Source organism: Rhizobium sp. AAP43, assembly GCF_001296045.1.
Taxonomy (GTDB): domain Bacteria; phylum Pseudomonadota; class Alphaproteobacteria; order Rhizobiales; family Rhizobiaceae; genus Allorhizobium.
In genome coordinates this window covers 126160-145187 of record NZ_LJHS01000002.1, presented here as the reverse complement: position 1 = coordinate 145187, position 19028 = coordinate 126160, and the positions used below count along the sequence as shown (strand labels likewise).

17 protein-coding genes are annotated in these 19028 nt (G+C 59.8%); 13 read left to right on the top strand and 4 right to left on the bottom strand.

Features of this window, described 5'->3' with window-relative positions; all coding sequences use genetic code 11:
• Positions 1-39: 39 nt before the first annotated feature.
• From miaB to trmB, 8 genes are all read left to right on the top strand, one after another.
• Positions 40-1434 carry a tRNA (N6-isopentenyl adenosine(37)-C2)-methylthiotransferase MiaB gene (miaB, locus tag IP76_RS00770; RefSeq protein WP_054156260.1) on the top strand — a complete coding sequence of 465 codons (1395 nt, stop codon included), beginning with the start codon at positions 40-42 and terminating at the stop codon, positions 1432-1434.
• 39 nt (positions 1435-1473) lie between these two features.
• Entirely contained in the window at positions 1474-2529 is a 1056-nt protein-coding gene (locus tag IP76_RS00765) for a PhoH family protein (protein ID WP_054156259.1), read from the top strand.
• 18 nt (positions 2530-2547) lie between these two features.
• Positions 2548-3054, top strand: a complete 507-nt coding sequence (gene ybeY, locus IP76_RS00760; RefSeq protein WP_054156258.1) for an rRNA maturation RNase YbeY — start codon at positions 2548-2550, stop codon at positions 3052-3054.
• A 12-nt stretch (positions 3055-3066) separates the two neighbouring features.
• A complete protein-coding gene (locus IP76_RS00755) occupies positions 3067-4410 on the top strand; it encodes a hemolysin family protein (RefSeq protein ID WP_082352358.1) in 1344 nt (447 codons plus the stop codon).
• 82 nt (positions 4411-4492) lie between these two features.
• Positions 4493-6088, top strand: coding sequence for an apolipoprotein N-acyltransferase (lnt, locus tag IP76_RS00750; protein WP_054156257.1), 1596 nt, complete (start codon positions 4493-4495; stop codon positions 6086-6088).
• 146 nt (positions 6089-6234) lie between these two features.
• The gene (locus IP76_RS00745; RefSeq protein WP_054156256.1) at positions 6235-6654 is read left to right on the top strand and encodes a helix-turn-helix domain-containing protein; all 420 of its coding nucleotides are present in this window, start codon (positions 6235-6237) and stop codon (positions 6652-6654) included.
• 165 nt (positions 6655-6819) lie between these two features.
• The gene (metK, locus tag IP76_RS00740) at positions 6820-8058 is read left to right on the top strand and encodes a methionine adenosyltransferase (RefSeq protein ID WP_054156255.1); all 1239 of its coding nucleotides are present in this window, start codon (positions 6820-6822) and stop codon (positions 8056-8058) included.
• Positions 8059-8065: 7 nt separating this feature from the next.
• Complete coding sequence (trmB, locus tag IP76_RS00735; protein WP_054156254.1) at positions 8066-8767, top strand: tRNA (guanosine(46)-N7)-methyltransferase TrmB; 702 nt, start codon at positions 8066-8068, stop codon at positions 8765-8767.
• A gap of 84 nt (positions 8768-8851) precedes the next feature.
• On the opposite strand, the gene IP76_RS00730 is transcribed toward trmB, so the two are convergent.
• On the bottom strand, positions 8852-9109 hold the full coding sequence (locus tag IP76_RS00730) for a DUF1150 family protein (protein WP_054156253.1): 258 nt from the start codon (positions 9107-9109) through the stop codon (positions 8852-8854).
• Positions 9110-9309: 200 nt separating this feature from the next.
• On the opposite strand from IP76_RS00730, the gene IP76_RS00725 reads away from it, so the two are divergent.
• Positions 9310-10254: a nucleoside hydrolase gene (locus IP76_RS00725; RefSeq protein WP_054156252.1), complete on the top strand. Its 945-nt coding sequence runs from the start codon at positions 9310-9312 to the stop codon at positions 10252-10254.
• Between the two features lie 62 nt (positions 10255-10316).
• Here the strand turns inward: IP76_RS00725 and IP76_RS00720 are convergent, their stop codons facing one another.
• From IP76_RS00720 to IP76_RS00710, 3 genes are all read right to left on the bottom strand, one after another.
• Positions 10317-12692: a methyl-accepting chemotaxis protein gene (locus IP76_RS00720; RefSeq protein WP_245281353.1), complete on the bottom strand. Its 2376-nt coding sequence runs from the start codon at positions 12690-12692 to the stop codon at positions 10317-10319.
• A 111-nt stretch (positions 12693-12803) separates the two neighbouring features.
• Positions 12804-13703, bottom strand: coding sequence for a ribokinase (locus tag IP76_RS00715; RefSeq protein WP_054156250.1), 900 nt, complete (start codon positions 13701-13703; stop codon positions 12804-12806).
• A gap of 45 nt (positions 13704-13748) precedes the next feature.
• Complete coding sequence (locus IP76_RS00710) at positions 13749-14972, bottom strand: DNA recombination protein RmuC (RefSeq protein WP_054156249.1); 1224 nt, start codon at positions 14970-14972, stop codon at positions 13749-13751.
• Between the two features lie 199 nt (positions 14973-15171).
• On the opposite strand from IP76_RS00710, the gene IP76_RS00705 reads away from it, so the two are divergent.
• The 4 genes from IP76_RS00705 to truA all read left to right on the top strand — a co-directional run bounded on the left by IP76_RS00705 (position 15172) and on the right by truA (position 19024).
• Positions 15172-16680 (top strand): globin-coupled sensor protein, encoded by a 1509-nt coding sequence (locus IP76_RS00705; RefSeq protein WP_054156248.1) that lies wholly within the window; start codon positions 15172-15174, stop codon positions 16678-16680.
• 71 nt (positions 16681-16751) lie between these two features.
• The gene (def, locus tag IP76_RS00700; protein WP_054156247.1) at positions 16752-17264 is read left to right on the top strand and encodes a peptide deformylase; all 513 of its coding nucleotides are present in this window, start codon (positions 16752-16754) and stop codon (positions 17262-17264) included.
• A 60-nt stretch (positions 17265-17324) separates the two neighbouring features.
• Positions 17325-18269, top strand: a complete 945-nt coding sequence (gene fmt, locus IP76_RS00695; protein ID WP_054156246.1) for a methionyl-tRNA formyltransferase — start codon at positions 17325-17327, stop codon at positions 18267-18269.
• Positions 18269-19024 carry a tRNA pseudouridine(38-40) synthase TruA gene (gene truA, locus IP76_RS00690; RefSeq protein WP_054156245.1) on the top strand — a complete coding sequence of 252 codons (756 nt, stop codon included), beginning with the start codon at positions 18269-18271 and terminating at the stop codon, positions 19022-19024. The genes fmt and truA overlap by 1 nt, the downstream gene beginning before the upstream one ends.
• The last annotated feature ends 4 nt before the right edge of the window (positions 19025-19028 follow it).

Below are 19028 nucleotides of genomic sequence, written 5' to 3'. Positions count from 1 at the left end.
CGGTTTAACCGCAAGGCGAAAAGCACTAAATAGCGCCGCATGACCCAGGACACCGTGAGCATTCCAGAAGCCCAGACGCCGGGCGCCAACACGCGCAAGGTCTTCATCAAGACCTATGGCTGCCAGATGAACGTCTATGACAGCGGCCGGATGGCCGATGCCTTGGCAGCGGACGGCTACGCCCCGACCGAGGTCATGGAAGAGGCTGATCTCGTCCTGCTCAACACCTGTCATATCCGCGAAAAGGCCGCAGAGAAGGTCTATTCCGCCCTTGGCCGTTTGCGCGAGCACAAGAAAGCGCGTGCGGCAGAAGGCAAGGAATTCATGATCGGCGTCGCTGGCTGCGTCGCCCAGGCAGAGGGCGAGGAAATCTCCCGCCGCGAACCCGCCGTCGACGTGGTCATCGGCCCGCAGACCTACCACCGCCTGCCGCAGGCCCTGCATAAGGCCCGCGGTGGTGAACGCGTGGTCGATACCGAATATGCACTCGAAGACAAGTTCGAGCACCTGCCGGATCCGACCAAGGTCACCGGCAAGCCGCGTTCGGTTACCGCCTTCCTGACGGTTCAGGAAGGTTGCGACAAGTTTTGCACCTTCTGTGTCGTGCCCTATACCCGCGGCTCTGAAGTTTCCCGTCCGCTTTCTCAGCTGCTGACGGAAGCCCGGCGTTTGGTCGATAGCGGCGTGCGCGAACTGACCCTGCTCGGCCAGAACGTCAATGCCTGGCATGGTGAAGACGAGAAGGGCAGGGCGATCGGCCTTGGCGACCTCCTCTACAAGCTCGCGGAAGTTCCGGGCCTCGCCCGCCTACGCTACACCACCAGCCACCCGCGCGACATGGATGACCGCCTGATCGAGGCGCATCGCGACCTGCGAATGCTGATGCCCTATCTGCATCTGCCCGTGCAATCGGGCTCGGACCGGATCCTGAAAGCAATGAACCGCCGCCACAAGGCCTCCGAATACGTCGCCCTGATCGAGCGTATCCGTTCGGTGCGGCCGGATATCGCGCTGTCAGGCGATTTCATTGTCGGTTTCCCCGGCGAGACGGAAGAGGATTTCGAGGACACGATGAAGCTCGTGCGCGAGGTGAACTATGCGCAAGCCTATTCGTTCAAGTATTCGACACGTCCCGGAACGCCCGGCGCCGATCTACCGGATCATGTGGCCGAAGACGTGAAGACTGAACGACTGGCAAGGCTTCAGGCGCTGCTGCTCGAACAGCAACAGGCCTTCATGCAGTCGATGATCGGCCGCACCATTGATCTCCTTCTGGAGAAGCCTGGGCGGATGCCGGGACAGTTGATCGGACGGTCGCCTTGGCTGCAATCTGTGAATGTTGATGCAATGTCATCGCAAATCGGTGACATTATACAGGTACGAATCACCGCAGCCGGCCCAAACAGCTTGTTTGCCGAGGTGGCAGAGGGTTAGAGTGAGGGCCTGAACCTGATCCAACAGGAGCCTGATCGCTTGAACGCAACAGAAGTGGTTTCCTCACCTTCGCGCAATGTCCGGACAGCTGCGACCGACGCCAATCACTTCATCTTGACGTTCGAGAACAATCGGCTTGCCAGCGAACTCTTTGGCCAGTTCGACCAGAACTTGAAGCTGCTTGAGCAGCGTCTGCAGGTCGAGGCGCACGCCCGCGGCAATTCTGTCGCCATTTCCGGTGAGCTCCTGGCCACCAATCAGGCTCGCCGCGCGCTCGATTTCCTGTATGCACGCCTGCAGAGCGGCGGCTCGGTTGAAGCCTCGGATGTCGAAGGGGCTATCCGCATGGCGGTTGCCGCTGACGATCAGCTGTCCTTGCCGACCATGGAGCGCAAGGCCAAGCTGACCATGGCCCAGATTTCAACCCGGAAGAAAACCATCGCGGCGCGCACGCCGACGCAAGACGCCTATATGCGGGCGCTCGAGCGGTCAGAGCTTGTCTTCGGTGTTGGCCCCGCCGGTACCGGCAAGACTTATCTCGCCGTCGCCCAGGCCGCGCAGCTTCTTGAGCGTGGTGTGGTCGATCGTATCGTGCTCACCCGTCCGGCCGTTGAGGCCGGAGAACGCCTTGGCTTCCTGCCCGGCGATATGAAGGACAAGGTCGATCCTTATCTGCGCCCCCTCTATGACGCGCTCTATGACATGATGCCGGGCGACAAGGTCGAGCGGGCAATCACCGCCGGCGTGATCGAAATTGCGCCTCTGGCCTTCATGCGTGGCCGAACGCTCGCCAATGCGGCGATCATTCTCGATGAGGCGCAGAACACCACGTCCATGCAGATGAAGATGTTCCTCACTCGTCTTGGCGAAAACGGCCGGATGATCATTACCGGGGATCCGAGCCAGGTTGACCTGCCGCGTGGCGTGACCTCGGGCCTTGTCGAGGCATTGCAGATCCTGAGGGAGGTCGAGGGCATCTCTGTGGTCCGCTTCAAGGACACCGATGTCGTGCGCCATCCGCTGGTGGGCCGCATCGTTCGCGCCTATGACGCGAAATACAAGGTTCCGGACGAAAGCGAGCAGCCTGCGACCTGACCGGTCGCCGAAACGAACATGACCAAACTGGATATACAAATCGCCGTCGAGGTTGACGGCTGGCCTGACGAGGACGCGCTTCACCAGATGGCCAATCGCGTCCTCGGTGCAGCGGAAGATGTGCTTCGTTCCGAAGAACAGCAGCCCTTTCCGGCACAGCCAACGGAAGTATCTCTTGTCTTTGCTGACGATGAAACCATTCGTGGCATCAACGCCGAATGGCGGGGCAAGGACAAGCCGACCAATGTTCTCTCTTTTCCAGCTTTCCCGATCGCACCCGGCGACATGCCGGGGCCAATGCTCGGCGACATCATCATCGCGCGCGAGACGGTCGAGCGGGAGGCGGTCGATCTCGAAAAGAGCTTTGACGACCATTTGAACCATTTGCTGGTTCACGGATTTCTGCATCTGTTCGGCTACGATCACATCGAAACCGACGATGCGGAAGAAATGGAAGGGCTGGAGACTCGCATTTTGGCGACACTTGGCCTATCTGACCCCTATGCGGGCCAAGACCCGATCTGATAGTTTGGAACCATGAGCGACTTTGCGACGAAATCGGCCCCCGAGGCCAAAGACGGGTCAGACGGCTCGTCCTCCGAAGAGGGCAGTAGTCCTTCGCGAGCGGAAAGCTCGACCCGAAGCACCAATTCATTCTGGGCAAGACTTGCCCGCATGCTGAGGCCGTCATCTGGCACCAGCCTCCGCGAGGATCTCGCGGTTGCCCTGAATGCCGATGCGCATCTGGGCGATGCCTTTACGCCGGATGAGCGGGCGATGTTGCACAACATCCTCCGTTTCCGCGAGGTCCGTGTCGAGGATATCATGGTCCCGCGCGTCGACATCGAAGCTGTCGATCAAAGCGTGACGATCGGTGAACTGATGACGATCTTCGAGGTTTCGGGCCGTTCGCGCATGCCTGTCTATGCGGAAACACTCGATGACCCGCGCGGCATGGTTCATATCCGCGACCTCCTGTCCTTCCTCACCAAGCAGGCTCGCAGCCGTCGGCGTCCCAAGGCCGGCGTCGGTGCGGGCGTGGAAGTCGAGAAGCCAGCCGACAAGTCGGCAAAGCCGAAGATGAATTTCGACCTCGACCGGATCGATCTCAACAAGACGGTGGCAGAGGCTGGCATTATTCGCTCGATCCTCTTTGTCCCGCCGTCAATGCTCGCTTCAGATCTGCTGGGGCGCATGCAGGCAGCCCGTACCCAGATGGCGCTGGTGATTGATGAATATGGCGGCACGGACGGCCTGGTCAGTCATGAGGATATCGTCGAAATGGTCATCGGCGACATCGATGACGAGCATGACGACGAAGAAGTCATGTTCAGCCGGATCTCGGACGATGTGTTCGTCGCTGATGCCCGCGTTGAGCTTGAGGAAATAGCCGAGGCGATTGGACCTGATTTCGACGTCACGGATCGTGTCGAGGATGTCGATACTCTGGGCGGCTTGATCTTCTCGGCCCTTGGCCGCATTCCAGCCCGCGGCGAGGTTGTACAGGCCCTGCCGGGCTTCGAATTCCACATTCTCGATGCCGATCCACGCCGCATCAAGCGCGTCCGCGTTGCGCGCAAACGTGCAGCGGCACGTCGGCGCACCGTCAAGGGCGATCCCGACCATCGGCCCGAGGTCGAAATGGAAACCAAGAATTCGGCCGTTCCTGAGGCGAAAGTCAGGACGAAAGCCGAGGTCGCCCCCAAGCCAGTCGAACAGAAGGCAAAGCCGGACCAGAAGTCGAGGTCTGAGCCGAAGCCTCGCGGTAAGGCGAAACAGGGCCCCGTTCCGCCAGTGGTCGAGCCGGCAGGCGGCGATGTTGTTTCGCCGGCATCGGCCACGCTGGCTGTGCCCGCCGAAAGGCCCGACGGCGACGCCTGATCTGACCCGCCCTGCCAGGGCGGGACTTTCCCGTTAAATTTTGAAAGACTGCGCCCATTGATTCGCATTGCGGGGGAATGGCATGGAAACGCTTGCCGGCAGGATCGTGCTGCTGTGGGGATGGCGGCGAGCGGTACTGGCGATGATCGCCGGGGCAATCGGCGCCTTGGCACTTGCGCCATTCAGCGTGTTCGTGGCGATGTTCGTCTCGTTCACGCTGCTGGTCTGGTTGCTGGATGGCGCAACCGGTGACCCTGAGCGGGGCGCTTCTCTTGGTCTGCGCTCGGCCTTCGCCACTGGGTGGTGGTTTGGTTTCGGCTATTTCGTTGCCGGTCTGTGGTGGTTGGGCGGCGCCCTGCTGATTGAGGCTGACGAATTCGCCTGGGCCCTGCCATTGGCGGTCCTCGGTCTTCCGGCGTGTCTGGCGGTGTTTTACGGTCTGGCCACCGCCATTGCTCGCTTGCTGTGGTCAGATGGCATGGGGCGGATTGCGGCACTCGCCTTTGGCTTTGGTTTGATGGAATGGCTACGAAGTTTTGTCGCCACGGGCTTCCCATGGAATGTCATCGGTTATGCAGCCATGCCTGTGCCGCTGATGATGCAATCGGACTGGGTCCTCGGCCTGTTCGCTATCACGACCCTTTCAGTCTTCGTCTTCGCGGCGCCCGCATTGCTGGGGACGCGGCGCGGCGCTCTTCCGGGTCTGGCACTTGCCTCCCTCTTGCTGGTCGCGCATTTCGGCTATGGCGCTTATCGTCTTTACCTGGCGCCGCCGCTCGGCTCTGATGGCAAAGAGGTCACGATCCGGCTGGTCCAGCCAGCCATCGATCAGGCAGACAAGGTCGAAAATACAGATCGCGTCGAAATCTTTGAGAAACACCTTGCGCTCACTGCTGCACCACCAGTGGACGGTAAGCCGCGCCCTGACATTATCGTGTGGCCGGAGACCTCGGTCCCGTTCATCCTGACCGATAATCCCGATGCACTCGTGCGCATCGGTGAAGTGTTGCAGGACGGCCAGATCCTTTTGGCCGGTGCCGTTCGAGCGGAAGCCCAGGCAGCGGGATCTGAGCCGCGCTACTTTAATTCTGTCTACATGATTGACGACAAAGGGCAGATCCTCGGTGCTGCGGACAAGGTCCACCTCACGCCCTTCGGTGAGTATGTGCCGTTTGAATCAATCCTGCGCCAGTTCGGAGTGGAAGAGGTCATCAGCCTGCCGGGTGGCTTCTCCGCCGCGGCCTCCCGCAATGTTCTAACCCTACCTTCGGGTCTCAGTCTTTATCCGCTGATCTGTTACGAGGTCATTTTCCCGAACGAAATCGCGGCCGATATCGGCGGGGCAAGTGCGATCCTCAACGTCACCAACGACGCCTGGTTCGGCGACACGCCAGGGCCGTATCAGCACTTCCTGCAGGCGCGTTTGCGCGCGGTCGAAAACGGAACTTACCTTATTCGTAACGCCAATAACGGGATTTCGGCAGTCATTGACCCCCTGGGGCGTGTATTGACTGGACTAAATTTGGGTAGTCAAGGAGCTGCTGATGCAAGCATTGGTAGTAAAATTGTACCGGTTCGATACAAATTTGATCACAACCTAAACTTTTGGTTGGTCCAGCTTGGATTTGCTGTGACGGCGCTCATTTCTCGCATGGGTTTTATTAGAAGGATCAATTGACCAAAAACCCCTAAAATTGCATAGTGGCTTAAGCCATGGTTCTGCAAGTATGCTAACGGTTCTGCGACGGCGGGTACAACGTGTCGTTATGTTCTGAGGCGGGGGATTGTGGTTGCAACGCCAACTCATTGGTCAGGACAATGTTAATGATAGAGAACAAGAAGAAGCCGAACCCGATTGACATCCATGTCGGCAGTAGAATTCGGCTTCGTCGCACCATGCTTGGCATGAGCCAGGAGAAGCTCGGCGAAAGCCTTGGCATTACTTTCCAGCAGATCCAGAAGTATGAAAAGGGCACCAATCGCGTTGGCGCCAGCCGGCTTCAGAACATCTCGAGCATCCTGAATGTCCCGGTTTCCTTCTTCTTCGAAGATGCACCAGGTGACCAGGCGAATGCGTCGGGTGGTATGGCCGAAGCTTCGAGCTCGAACTACGTTGTAGACTTCCTTTCCTCCTCGGAAGGTCTTCAGCTGAACCGTGCATTCGTGAAGATCGGTGACCCGAAGGTTCGCCGTAAGATCATTGATCTCGTAAAGACCCTCGCTGCGGACGCTGACGTCGAGTGAGCCGGTTTTAGATACGGGAAAAGAGAGCGGTCTTGATGGCCGCTTTTTTTTTGGCCTCCGCGAAAAAGTTTACTCACATAAAGATATATTTATGTGGTTGTGTGCTTGTCATTGAAACTTGAACTGAGTAACCATGCGGCCATCCATACTTTGAGGGGAATCCCGATGCGCGCCAATTATCTCTTCACCAGCGAATCCGTTTCCGAAGGTCACCCGGACAAGGTTTGTGACCGCATCTCCGACGAAATCGTCGATCTCGTTTATCGTGAAGCGGCCAAGACCGGGGTGGATCCCTGGACCGTGCGCATCGCCTGCGAAACCCTTGCCACCACCAATCGCGTCGTCATCGCCGGGGAAGTTCGCCTCCCACCGAGCCTGATGAAGACCGACAAGAATGGCAACGAGGTCATCAATCCGGCCAAGTTCAAGTCGGTCGCCCGCAAGGCGATCCGCGACATCGGCTATGAGCAGGATGGGTTTCACTGGAAGACGGCGAAGATTGACGTGCTTTTGCATTCGCAATCCGCGCATATCGCCCAGGGCGTCGACAAGGCGGCCGACAGCTCGAACAGCGAAGGCGCCGGTGACCAGGGCATCATGTTCGGGTACGCGTGCACGGAAACGCCGGATCTGATGCCGGCGCCGATCTACTATTCCCACAAGATCCTCCAGACGCTTTCCACGGCGCGCAAGAAGGGTGAGGGCGATGTCGGCAAGCTCGGTCCCGACGCCAAGAGCCAGGTGACCGTCCGTTACGTCGACGGCAAGCCGGCAGAAGCCACGTCGATCGTGCTTTCAACCCAGCACCTCGATGAGAGCTGGGACTCCAAGAAGGTCCGTCAGGTCGTTGAGCCCTTCATCCGCGAAGCCCTCGGCGAGCTGAAGATCGCCGATGATTGCAACTGGTACATCAATCCGACCGGCAAGTTCGTCATCGGCGGCCCGGATGGTGATGCCGGCCTCACCGGCCGCAAGATCATCGTCGACACTTACGGCGGTGCGGCCCCCCATGGTGGCGGCGCCTTCTCCGGCAAGGACACGACGAAGGTTGACCGTTCGGCGGCCTATGCCGCGCGTTATCTGGCCAAGAATGTTGTTGCAGCCGGCCTTGCCGAGCGCTGCACGATCCAGATTTCCTACGCGATCGGCATCGCCCAGCCGCTCTCGATCTATGTCGACCTGCACGGAACCGGCAAGGTTACCGAGGACGAAGTCGAAGCAGCGATCCGCAAGGTCATGGATTTGTCCCCATCGGGCATCCGTCGCCATCTTGACCTGAACAAGCCGATCTATGCTAAGACGTCGGCTTATGGCCATTTCGGCCGCAAGGCTGGCCGCGACGGTTCTTTCTCCTGGGAGAAGCTCGATCTGGTCAAGCCTCTCAAGGACGCTCTCAAGGCTTGAAGGCATTATGACGGACGCGGAACGCAAGACGAGGTCGACCGAAGCCTTCTTCGGTCGACGCAAGGGCAAGCCGTTGCGCGAGCAGCAGGTTGGGCGCATGGAAACCATCCTGCCCGAACTCAAGGTTGACTTGGCATCTGCCGTCCCGGCAGACCTGAAATCGCTCTTCCCCATATCCGTCGAGAAGGTCCGTCTGGAAATTGGCTTCGGCGGCGGCGAACATCTGGTTCATCGCGCCCGCACCAATCCCTCGACCGGCTTCATCGGCGTAGAGCCCTTCGTCAACTCGATGGCGAAACTCTTGGCGGTCGTCGAGGCCGAGGGGCTGAAGAACATCCGGGTCTATGACGATGATGCGACGCAGCTTCTCGATTGGTTGCCGGAAGGCCAGATCGATCAGATCGATCTTCTCTATGCCGATCCCTGGCCGAAGAAGAAGCACTGGAAGCGGCGTTTCGTCTCCGAGGTCAATCTGCAGCGCTTTCATAAGGTGCTGAAGCCGGGCGGAACCTTCTGTTTCGCCTCCGACATCGACACCTATGTAAACTGGACGCTTCAGCATTGCCGAAACCATGGTGGTTTCGAATGGACTGCCCGCAATGCTGCTGATTGGCTCACACCCTATGAGGGCTGGCCAGGCACACGCTATGAGGCAAAGGCGCGCCGCGAAGGACGCTCATCCGCCTATCTCACCTTCTTGAAGCGCTGAGAGCCCTCAACACCCAGGTTCCATGGCCGCCGGGAAGAGCCGGGCATCGCCGCAGATGCCCGATCATCTTGACCAGCCTGGTGTTCAGTGCAACGAGACGGTCTTCAGGTCGTCTTCGGCCGCCTTGAAGAACGTGCTGGAGCGATTGTCGGTCAGCAGGATCGGTGTACCGTCTGCTGCGAAGAGGGCCCAAAGGTCGAGCTCGGGATCGATCTCCGGTGCTTCAGGGAAGCAGCGGGAAACGTCGTCAAACTTCATCTTGCGGATATACCCCACCTCGCCGGCACCAAGATGGGCCAATTCGGATTGCGTCAGGCGGGCGGTAACTTCTCGTAGTAACATTCCGATCCTCCACGAATGAGGGAGAGACGGCAGGCATGCCGTGACCTTCATACTGCGATGGAAGTGTTAATTTTTAGCGCAAGAATCGCCGCTATGGCGGGTCGGCCGTGGACATAAGTGATGCGCGCGCTACGTGCGCCTTCGCTTGACAAAATGTGCGCCGCTCTGCATCGCTCGCTGCTCAACATCAGGATTACCCCATGACAGAGCCTCGCAAGATCATCATCGACACCGATCCCGGCCAGGACGATGCCGCTGCCCTCATGCTCGCCTTTGCAAGTCCAGACGAATTGGACCTGCTCGGCATCACGGCGGTGGCCGGCAACGTGCCCTTGAGCCTGACAAGCCGCAATGCCCGCATCGTCTGCGAACTCTGCGGCCAGGATGCACGCCGCGTATTCGAGGGTGCGTCGCATCCCCTGAAGCGCAGTCTGGTGACGGCAGAGCATGTGCATGGCAAGACAGGGCTTGATGGGGCGGTCCTGCCCGAGCCGACGATGCCGGTAGAAGCGCAGCATGCGGTTGACTTCATCGTTGAGACGATCCGCAGGGAGCCAGCAGGTTCCGTCACGCTCTGCACGCTCGGGCCGCAGACGAATGTCGCGCTGGCCCTGCAAAAGGCGCCCGACATTGCTCCACGCATTCGCGAGATCGTCATGATGGGTGGCGGCTTCTTCGAAGGCGGAAACATTACGCCCGCTGCCGAATTCAACATCTATGTCGATCCGGACGCCGCGGCCGTCGTTTTGAAGTCGGGCGTACCGGTTACCATCATGCCGCTTGATGTGACCCATCAGCTCCTGACAACCAAGGCCCGCGTTGCGAAAATCGCTGAGATTGGCACCCGGCCGGCAAAGGCCATGGTCGAGTGGCTGCAGTTCTTCGAGCGCTTCGACGAGGAGAAGTACGGCTCCGACGGCGGCCCGCTGCACGATCCGACGGTTGTCGCCTATCTGCTGAAGCCGGAGCTTTTCAGCGGCCGCCACTGCAATGTCGAGATCGAGCTGGAGTCACCCCTGACCGTCGGTATGACAGTTGTTGATTGGTGGCGTGTGTCCGGTCGTGAGCCCAATGCCACGGTCATGCGCCACGTTGATGCCGACGGTTTCTTTGCGCTCCTGACAGAACGCTTCGCCCGTCTTTGATTGCAATAGAGAAGGGGCGCCAGTTGGCGCCCCTGATTGTCTTGCTGCTACGAACGCTCGTCTCAGAACTCTTCCCAGCTTCCTCCACTCGCAGCCCCGCCACCGGCCGCCACCTTCCGTGGAGCGGTCTGATAGCCAGTCGGCGCGGCGGCAGTGCGAAGCGTTTGCGCCGTTGCCGTCAGTGCGGCGACATGAGATGCGCGGCCGCCAGCCTGTGAACCTGAAACCTGGAACCGGGCAACGAGGTTTTTCAGCGTATCCGACTCGTTGCGCAGCGTCATGCTGGCCGCTGTCGTTTCCTCGACCATGGCCGCATTCTGCTGGGTAACCTGGTCCATCTGGTTGACGGCCTGGTTGATCTCCTTCAGCCCGACGGCCTGTTCGCTGGCTGAACCGGAAATCTGGCGGATCAGCCCATTGATCTGCATGACCTGCAGCGAGATCTTCTCAAGCGTCAGACCGGCTTCGCCGACCAATTCGACCCCGTCCTTGACCTGGGCGGCCGAAGTGTTGATCAGCGTCTTGATCTCCTTCGCAGCATTGGCCGAACGCTGTGCAAGCTCGCGTACTTCCTGGGCAACGACGGCAAAACCCTTGCCCGCTTCCCCAGCCCGCGCCGCCTCAACGCCGGCATTGAGCGCCAGCAGGTTGGTCTGGAAGGCGATTTCGTCGATCACGCTGATGATGCGGGAAATCTCCTGCGATGATTGCTCGATGCCATGCATCGAGGTCACGGCCTTCTGGACCACCTCGCCGGACTTTTCGGCATCCTTCACTGCCAGGCTCACGGTCGTGGCGGCTGTCTTTGCGTTATCGGCGCTGGAGTTGACCTGTTCGGTGAGCTCGTTGAGCGCCGCCGCCGTTTCCTCAAGGCTTGCCGCCTGCTGTTCGGTGCGTCGAGACAAGTCGGCCGCGCTTTCGGAAATCTCTGAGGTGCCAGCGGAGATGTTGACTACGCTGCCATTGACCGAGGCGATCGCCTGCTCAAGGCTTGCGACTGCGCTGTTGAAGTCGCGTTTCAGTGTCGCGTACTCGCCGGGGAATTCCTCCGCAATCCGATGTGTAAGATTGCCACTGGAGAGTTCTGCAAGACCCTTGCCGAGCGCTGCGACGACCTGCTGCTGTTCGGTAGCAGCGCTGTCGCGTGCCTGCTCGTGCCGACGCCGCTCACCTTCCGCCGATGTCCTCTGGTTCTCGGCCTCGGCCGCAAGCATATGGCTTTCAGCCAGGCGATGACGGAAACCGTCAAGCGCTTTGGCAACGAGACCGATTTCGTCTTCACGCCCCTGGTTGGAAACATCCGTGTCGTAATTGCCTTTCGACATCCGCTCGACATCGTCGACGAGGCCGTGCAGTGGACGCTGCGCGAGAGAGCGGACGGCGAGGAACAATGTCAGCATGACTGCGCCGAGCACGATGATACCCCCGATGATCATCATCGTCGTCTGAGCTTCTACAGGCGCGCTGATGGCTGCATGGGGAATGTCGACAATGACGGCCCAGGTCGCGTTAACGCCGGGGACTGCAAAGGGATAGAGCAGACGGTCGAAACCCTCTCCGCCTTCATTGTCGAGATCTGCCAGCAGACTGCCCTTGCCACTCGACAGGGCAGTCTTAAGAGCGTCTACCCCTTGTGCCTCATAGGGCTTCATCAGCAGACCATCTTCAGGGGCGACCAGCCATTCGGCGCCTTGGGCAACCAGCAAGACACGGCCGGTTTCAAATGGCTTCAATGCCTTCAGTTTTTCCGAAAGTGACAGCAGCGAGATGTCGACCCCGCTGACGCCGATCATCTTCCCGCCGGACATGACCGGATAAGCAATCGAACTCATTGTCGTCGGGACATCGGTGCCTTCTGCGAGATAGGGTGCAGTAATCGCCCCTTTTCCGCTTTTGGCAGCCAATGAGTACCACTCTGCTTCATACTTCGCGGGGAAGGTGGAGAATTGGATGGCGTTGTTACGATCCTTGGACCAGTAGGGTGTGAAAATGCCTTGATCGTTGGCCGAAAGTTCCGCCTTGCCCTTGATCGCATCTTGCTGGCCGTCGATCGCCAGCGGTTCCTCTGCCATCCAGCTTCCAAAAGCGAAAGGGTTTTGCTCCAGATTGGCTTTCAGGACGTTGGTAATTCCGGCTCTGTCCAGCGACTTGCCGTCATGTCCGCGCCCAATGACGCCGGCCATCGTGCGTGCAGCACTGGCCAGTTCCCCAATGTCGCCGGCAATTTCTTCGGCTATCGATTTCGCCTCGGCATTCGCCTGTTGCATGATCAGGGAGTGAACGCGGTCGCGGGTCTGCGAGATCAGAATAAAATTAGAAAGGAAAAGAACCAGTGCGATGGCAACACCGGTGACAACAAGCAGTTTTGCGGCAATGGATCGCGACAGGAAGGCGAGCATGGGAGCCTCGGTGGCAGGAGCATCGGAACACAGACGCATCGGCATCGCGCCGTCATGGCACAGCCAGGCGCGCAGTGACGCACCCTCGCACGGCAAAGCTATGTGCGATTGTTTAATGCTAGACTAAGACAGATCCAGATGTGACCGATATTAAGTCAACGCATCGACGTCCGCAGCGAGCGGAATGGACGGCTGTGCGCCAGCCGTGAGACATGCCAGCGAGCCCGCAACCGCGGCGCGCCGCAGGGCCATGTCGAAAGAAACCCCTGAATCGAGACTGGCCGCGAGATAGCCGCAGAACGTGTCGCCAGCGCCGACGGTATCGACCGGCTCGATCTTCAGCCCCTTCGTCCTGTGAAGTGTGCCACCCTGTGCAGCAATAACCCCATCCGCACCAAGCGTGACGATCAGGATTTGACCCGTCTTGCCATGCATCTCCATCAGCAACGCCTCACGGGCGGAAGGTTCAAGAGTTTCGCGGCCGGTCAGCAATTCAAATTCGGTCTCATTGGCGATGACGATATCCGCCAGCGCGGCCAGTTCTGCGGCATCTGCCGTCAGCGGAGCAGTATTCAAAACACTGCGAACGCCCTTCGCCTTGGCGGCAACGAGCGCCGCCTTGACAGCATCAGCGGGCACTTCCAGCTGGAGCATGAGGAAGTCGCCAGGTTGTAGTGAGGATACAGCCGCTTCGGCCTGGGACGAATTGACCGTGCCATTCGCGCCGGGAACAACAGCGATCATGTTCTCACCGTCACCGCCCACAAGGATCAGTGCCGTGCCGGTCGGGCCCTCGACATGGGCGACGCCGGAAAGATCGGTGCCGGCTCGTTCGAGGAGGTCGAGCGCAGGGCTCGCAAATTCATCCTGTCCAACGGCCCCCACCATGTTCACTGTCGCGCCAGCCCGCCGGGCCGCCAGCGCCTGATTGGCACCCTTGCCCCCGGCTGCGGTGGCAAATCCGGTGCCCGGTACGGTTTCACCGGGGCTGGGAAGCCGGGGTGTGGTGGCAACTAGGTCCATGTTGATAGAGCCGAAGACGGTGATCATGGGCGTTGATCCTGTTTGCTGTCTGCGCTCTTTTGGACCAGCCCCTCAGTCTTCGTCAACAACCCTCAGCTTGAGCAGGCCGCTCCGGCTCTCGACGGCCTGCGCTTGAGGCTCCTCTCCCGGCGGCAAGGCACCTGCGGTCTGGAACTCCATCGCTTCGATTTTTGCACCCCTTTTGGCGATCTTGTCGGACGAGGTGATGATTTGCTCGACATCTTTTTGAGCGGCGAGGAAATGGCTTTGCAGTTTGCGTGTCCGGTCGTCCAGACGTCCAAGATCTTCCATCAGGCGCACCACCTCGCCCTGGATCAGGTGCGCCTGTTCACGCATCCGCTGATCCTTGAGAACGGCCTGGATGACCTGGATAGACAGCATCAGGAGGGACGGGGAAACGATCACTACGCGCTGCCTGTGGGCTTTTTGCACGATACCCTCGAAGTTCTCGTGGATTTCGGCAAAGATCGATTCCGATGGCACGAAGAGAAACGCCATCTCCTGGGTCTCGCCGGCGAGCAGGTATTTTTCGGAAATGTCCCGGATATGGACTTCCATGTCGCGGCGGAATTGCTGGGCTGCGGCTTTCTTCTGGTCCGGATTCTCGGTTTCGCGGATCGTATTCCATGCCTCCAGAGGAAACTTGGCATCGACGACCAGTGGCGGCGAGTTGTTTGGCATGCGGATTGTGCAGTCTGGCCGTGAACCGTTCGAAAGGGTCGACTGGAACTCGTACGCTCCCATCGGCAGACCGTCGGCCACGATTGTCTCCATGCGCGACTGGCCAAAGGCGCCCCGGGTCTGCTTGTTGGAGAGGATCGCCTGCAAACCGACAACATCCTTGGCGAGAGATTGGATGTTGTTCTGAGCAGCGTCGATCACCGCGAGCCGTTCTTGCAACGTCCGAAGGTTGTCATGCGTCGATTTTGTCTGCTCGGTGATCGTCGTACCGAGCCGATGCGTCATGCCGTCGAGCCTCTGGCTGATCGACTGGTTCAGCTCCGCCTGCCGGCTGCCGAACACTTCGGCCATGGTCGCCAGGCGCCCCTGCATCTCGGCCTGGGCTTTCAGAAGTTCGGCCAACCGCATCTCCGCAGCCTCGTCACGCCGCAGGGCCTGCTCCATCATGTCTGCCCGCTGCCGCGATGCGCGGTGTGCGCTAATCAACGCGAGAAGGATTGGGATCAGTACCACGGCTGCCGCAAGCGACATGAGCAGCACGGGTGAAAGGGTGACTGAGCCGATGGTCACCGCCGGAATGTCTTGGATGTTCATGCGCCGATAATAGCTGATTCGGCCGCCGCCTACAGATCAAAGAGTGAACATCCCCGATCGAAAAAACAGCTCCTCGGATCTGACGGTGAGCGGACAGCCGTCACGAAGTTGGTCAACGAGGCATTCCGTTTAGTTCCTGTTCAGAAATAAGTGAGAGATTTGTTTAACCTTAACTTTGTGAACGAATCGCGTTGTGTCCATGACCCCGAAGCCAAACCAAGATCTTGCCGAACGCCTGGACTTCCTGGAGATTGATCAGTCTACGCGCAATACGCTGAGTGAATTGCGGCCCACCATTCGGGATGTGATCGGCGGCGCGCTTGACAAGTTGTATGCCAAGATCTCAAGAACCCCACGCATTGTCGGACACTTCCGCGACAAGGGGCACATGAACGGTGCGAAATCGGCGCAGGTCGGCCACTGGGACAATGTTGCGAGCGGCAATTTCGACGAGAACTACGTGCGTGGCGTGACCGCAGTCGGCAAGGCCCATGCACGGATTGGCCTGGAACCACGCTGGTATATCGGCGGCTATTCCATGCTGGTCAGTGAACTTCTGGCTGGCGTTCTCGTCAAACACTGGCCATTCCCATTCGGCAAGCAACATGCGGCAAACCTTGCAGATAAGCAGCGGGCTATCGTAAAGGCCGCAATGCTCGACATGGACTATGCGATTTCCGTTTATCTCGACGAGCTCGAGCAGCGCCGCAGGACGCTGGAAGAAGAACGCGCGCGCGTCGAGGCCGATCAGGCGATCGCAATGGAGCATCTGCGTAAGGGCCTGGAAGCTTTGGCCCAAGGCGACTTTGAGGCGAGAATGACAACGGATCTGCCGGAAAACTTCCGCCAGATGGCTGACTTCTACAACGAGACCGTGGATCGTCTGAACGTGTCGTTCGCGGCGGTTCGCCGTGCGTCGGAAGGCATTCTTACTGGCACCGATACGATCGCCCGCGTCTCGGGCGAGCTGGCTGGACGCACTGCACGTCAGTCCAGCGGTGTGCAGGAAAGCTCAACGGCCTTGCAGCAGCTTTCGGTCAGTGTTGGCCAGACAGCCTCGAATGCCGAGCGGGCCTCGCTTGCCGTCCGCGAGACACAACAGCAAGCCAAATCTTCCGGTGACGTGGTGTCCCGTGCCGTATCCGCCATGGGGGCAATCGAAAAGTCGTCGACCGAGGTCTTCAAGATCATTGGCGTCATCGACGAGATCGCCTTCCAGACCAATCTGCTGGCGCTCAACGCAGGTGTCGAAGCCGCCCGTGCTGGTGATGCCGGCAAGGGATTTGCTGTCGTTGCACAAGAGGTTCGCCAGCTTGCCCAACGCAGCGCTGACGCTGCGAAGGAAATCAAGCAACTCATCTCGCAGAGTTCTGACCAGGTGAAGGAAGGCGTCGGCCTTGTCACTGGTACCGGTGAAGCCCTGACCGACATCATCGCCCGCATCGATGCGATTGATACCTTCGTGTCGGATATAGCGACCGCTGCCCGGGACCAGGCGCTCGGCCTGAGTGAGGTCAACAAAGCAACCCGCGATATCGACGTTCTTACCCATGAAAACAGTGATATGGTTGACCGGACATCCGAAGAGACACGCCACTTGCGCTCCGAAGTCGCAGGGCTTGTCGAACTGCTCAGCCACATCAAGACACGCGTGGATGGAGACGTTGCAGGCACACCGACGCATGGCGGGCGACGCAGGGCCGCCTGATCGACGTTTGCGGACGGAAATCGGCGCGTTTTTCGATTTCCTCCGTATCGAACATGCGCTAAGGGAGCGGCATGACCATCAAGCCTCTCATCATTTTGCCCGATCCGCTTCTGCGACAGGTCTCTGCGCCGATCGAGCGTGTCGATTCCGAACTCAACCAGCTCGTCGATGACATGCTGGAGACGATGTATGACGCACCCGGCATCGGCCTTGCGGCCATCCAGGTCGGTGTGCCGCGTCGTCTTCTGGTGATCGATGTTGCCAAGGAGGGCGAGGAGCGGCAGCCCCTCGTCTTCATCAACCCCGAAATCGTTACCAGCTCTGAGGAGCGTTCGGTCTATGAAGAGGGTTGCCTGTCGATCCCGGACTATTATGCCGAAGTCGAGCGCCCGGCAGCTGTCACGGTGAAGTCCATCGACAGAAGCGGCAAGGAGCAGACGGTTGAAGCCGACGGTTTGCTGGCAACCTGCCTGCAGCACGAGATCGACCATCTCAACGGTGTCCTCTTTATCGATCATATCTCCCGTCTCAAACGCGAGATGGTGATCAAGCGGTTCACCAAGGCCGCTCGCTCGAAGATCTGAGCGGTTTGAACATGTCGGGTCCGCCAATGCGTTCCCACAAGGCTTGAAGGCGAGACGAGAATGGCACTCCGCATCATCTTCATGGGCACGCCGGATTTCTCCGTAGCCACGCTCAAGGCGCTGCATGCAGCCGGCCATCAGATCGTCATGGCCTATACCCAGCCGCCCCGTCCGGGTGGCCGACGTGGGCTGGACCTGCAGAAATCACCCGTGCATCAGGCGGCGGAAAGCCTCGGCGTCGAGGTCCGTCACCCCGTTAATTTTCGCGATAAGGCCGACGTGGACGCCTTCGTGGCGCTTGAGGCTGATGTGGCCGTCGTCGTCGCCTATGGCTTGCTCCTGCCCCAGTCAATCCTCGATGGCACACGTCTCGGCGCCTATAACGGTCACGCCTCGCTCCTGCCGCGCTGGCGCGGTGCCGCCCCCATACAACGGGCAATCATGGCCGGAGATGCAGAGACCGGCATGATGGTCATGAAGATGGACAAGGGGCTGGATACAGGCCCCGTCGCCTTGACCCGCAAATTGACAATCGCGCCGGACATGACCGCTGGCGAACTGCATGACGCGCTGAGCCTTATCGGCGCCGAGGCTATGGTCGAGGCGATCGGGCTCTTGGAGGAGGGCAGGTTGGATACGGTTTCGCAGCCGGATGACGGCGTGCTCTACGCTGCCAAGATCGACAAGGCGGAGACCCGCGTCGATTTCAGCCGGCCGGCGACAGACGTCCACAATCACATCCGCGGGCTTTCGCCGTTCCCGGGTGCCTGGACCGAAATCGAAGTCAATGGCAAGCCGGAACGGGTAAAGCTTCTTGGCTCCCATCTGGAGCAGGCCGTCGGCGCCTTAGGTGCACCCGGTACGGTAGTGGACGACCGCTTGACGATCGCTTGCGGAACCGGATCTGTCAGTCTTGTGCGCCTGCAGAAGGCGGGCGGCAAGCCGCTGCCGGGTGAAGACTTCCTGCGCGGAACGCCCGTGGCCAAGGGGACGGTGATCGCCTGATGCCCCGTTTCCGGATGACCGTGGAATATGACGGCTCCGCCTATGTCGGCTGGCAGAGGCAGGAAAACGGCCATTCGATTCAGGCGGCTCTCGAAAAGGCAATCCTCGCACTGACGGCCGAAACCGTGATCGTTAGGGGGGCTGGACGAACCGATTCAGGCGTTCATGCCAGGGGCCAGGTGGTTCACACCGATCTCTCCCGTGACTGGGTTCCGGTCAAGCTGCGCAATGCCTTGAACGCCCATCTGGCTATGGCCGACGAACAGGTGGCCGTGGTCGACGTTCAGGCCGTTGCCGATGACTTCGATGCCCGCTTCTCGGCGCTACGCCGTCATTACCTCTATCGGATTATCACCCGACCGGCGCGGCTGGCACTGGAGGCGAACCGCGCCTGGTGGGTGCCGAAACTGCTCGATCACGAAGCCATGCATGAGGCGGCACAGCAGCTCGTCGGCCATCATGACTTCACCACCTTCCGCTCAGTTCATTGTCAGGCCGCCAGTCCCGTCCGAACGCTGGATCGGCTTGATGTGACGCGGGATGGCGACCTGATCGAAATCCGGGCCACGGCCCAGAGCTTCCTGCACAATCAGATCCGATCTTTCGCTGGCACGTTGAAGCTGGCGGGCGAGGGCAAGATGACCCCCGCCGATGTACGCGCAGCTCTTGAGGCCCGCAGCCGGGCGGCCTGCGGCCCGGTCGCTCCGCCGACAGGCCTGTACTTCATGCGGGTGGATTATCCGGGCGATCCGTGATGGG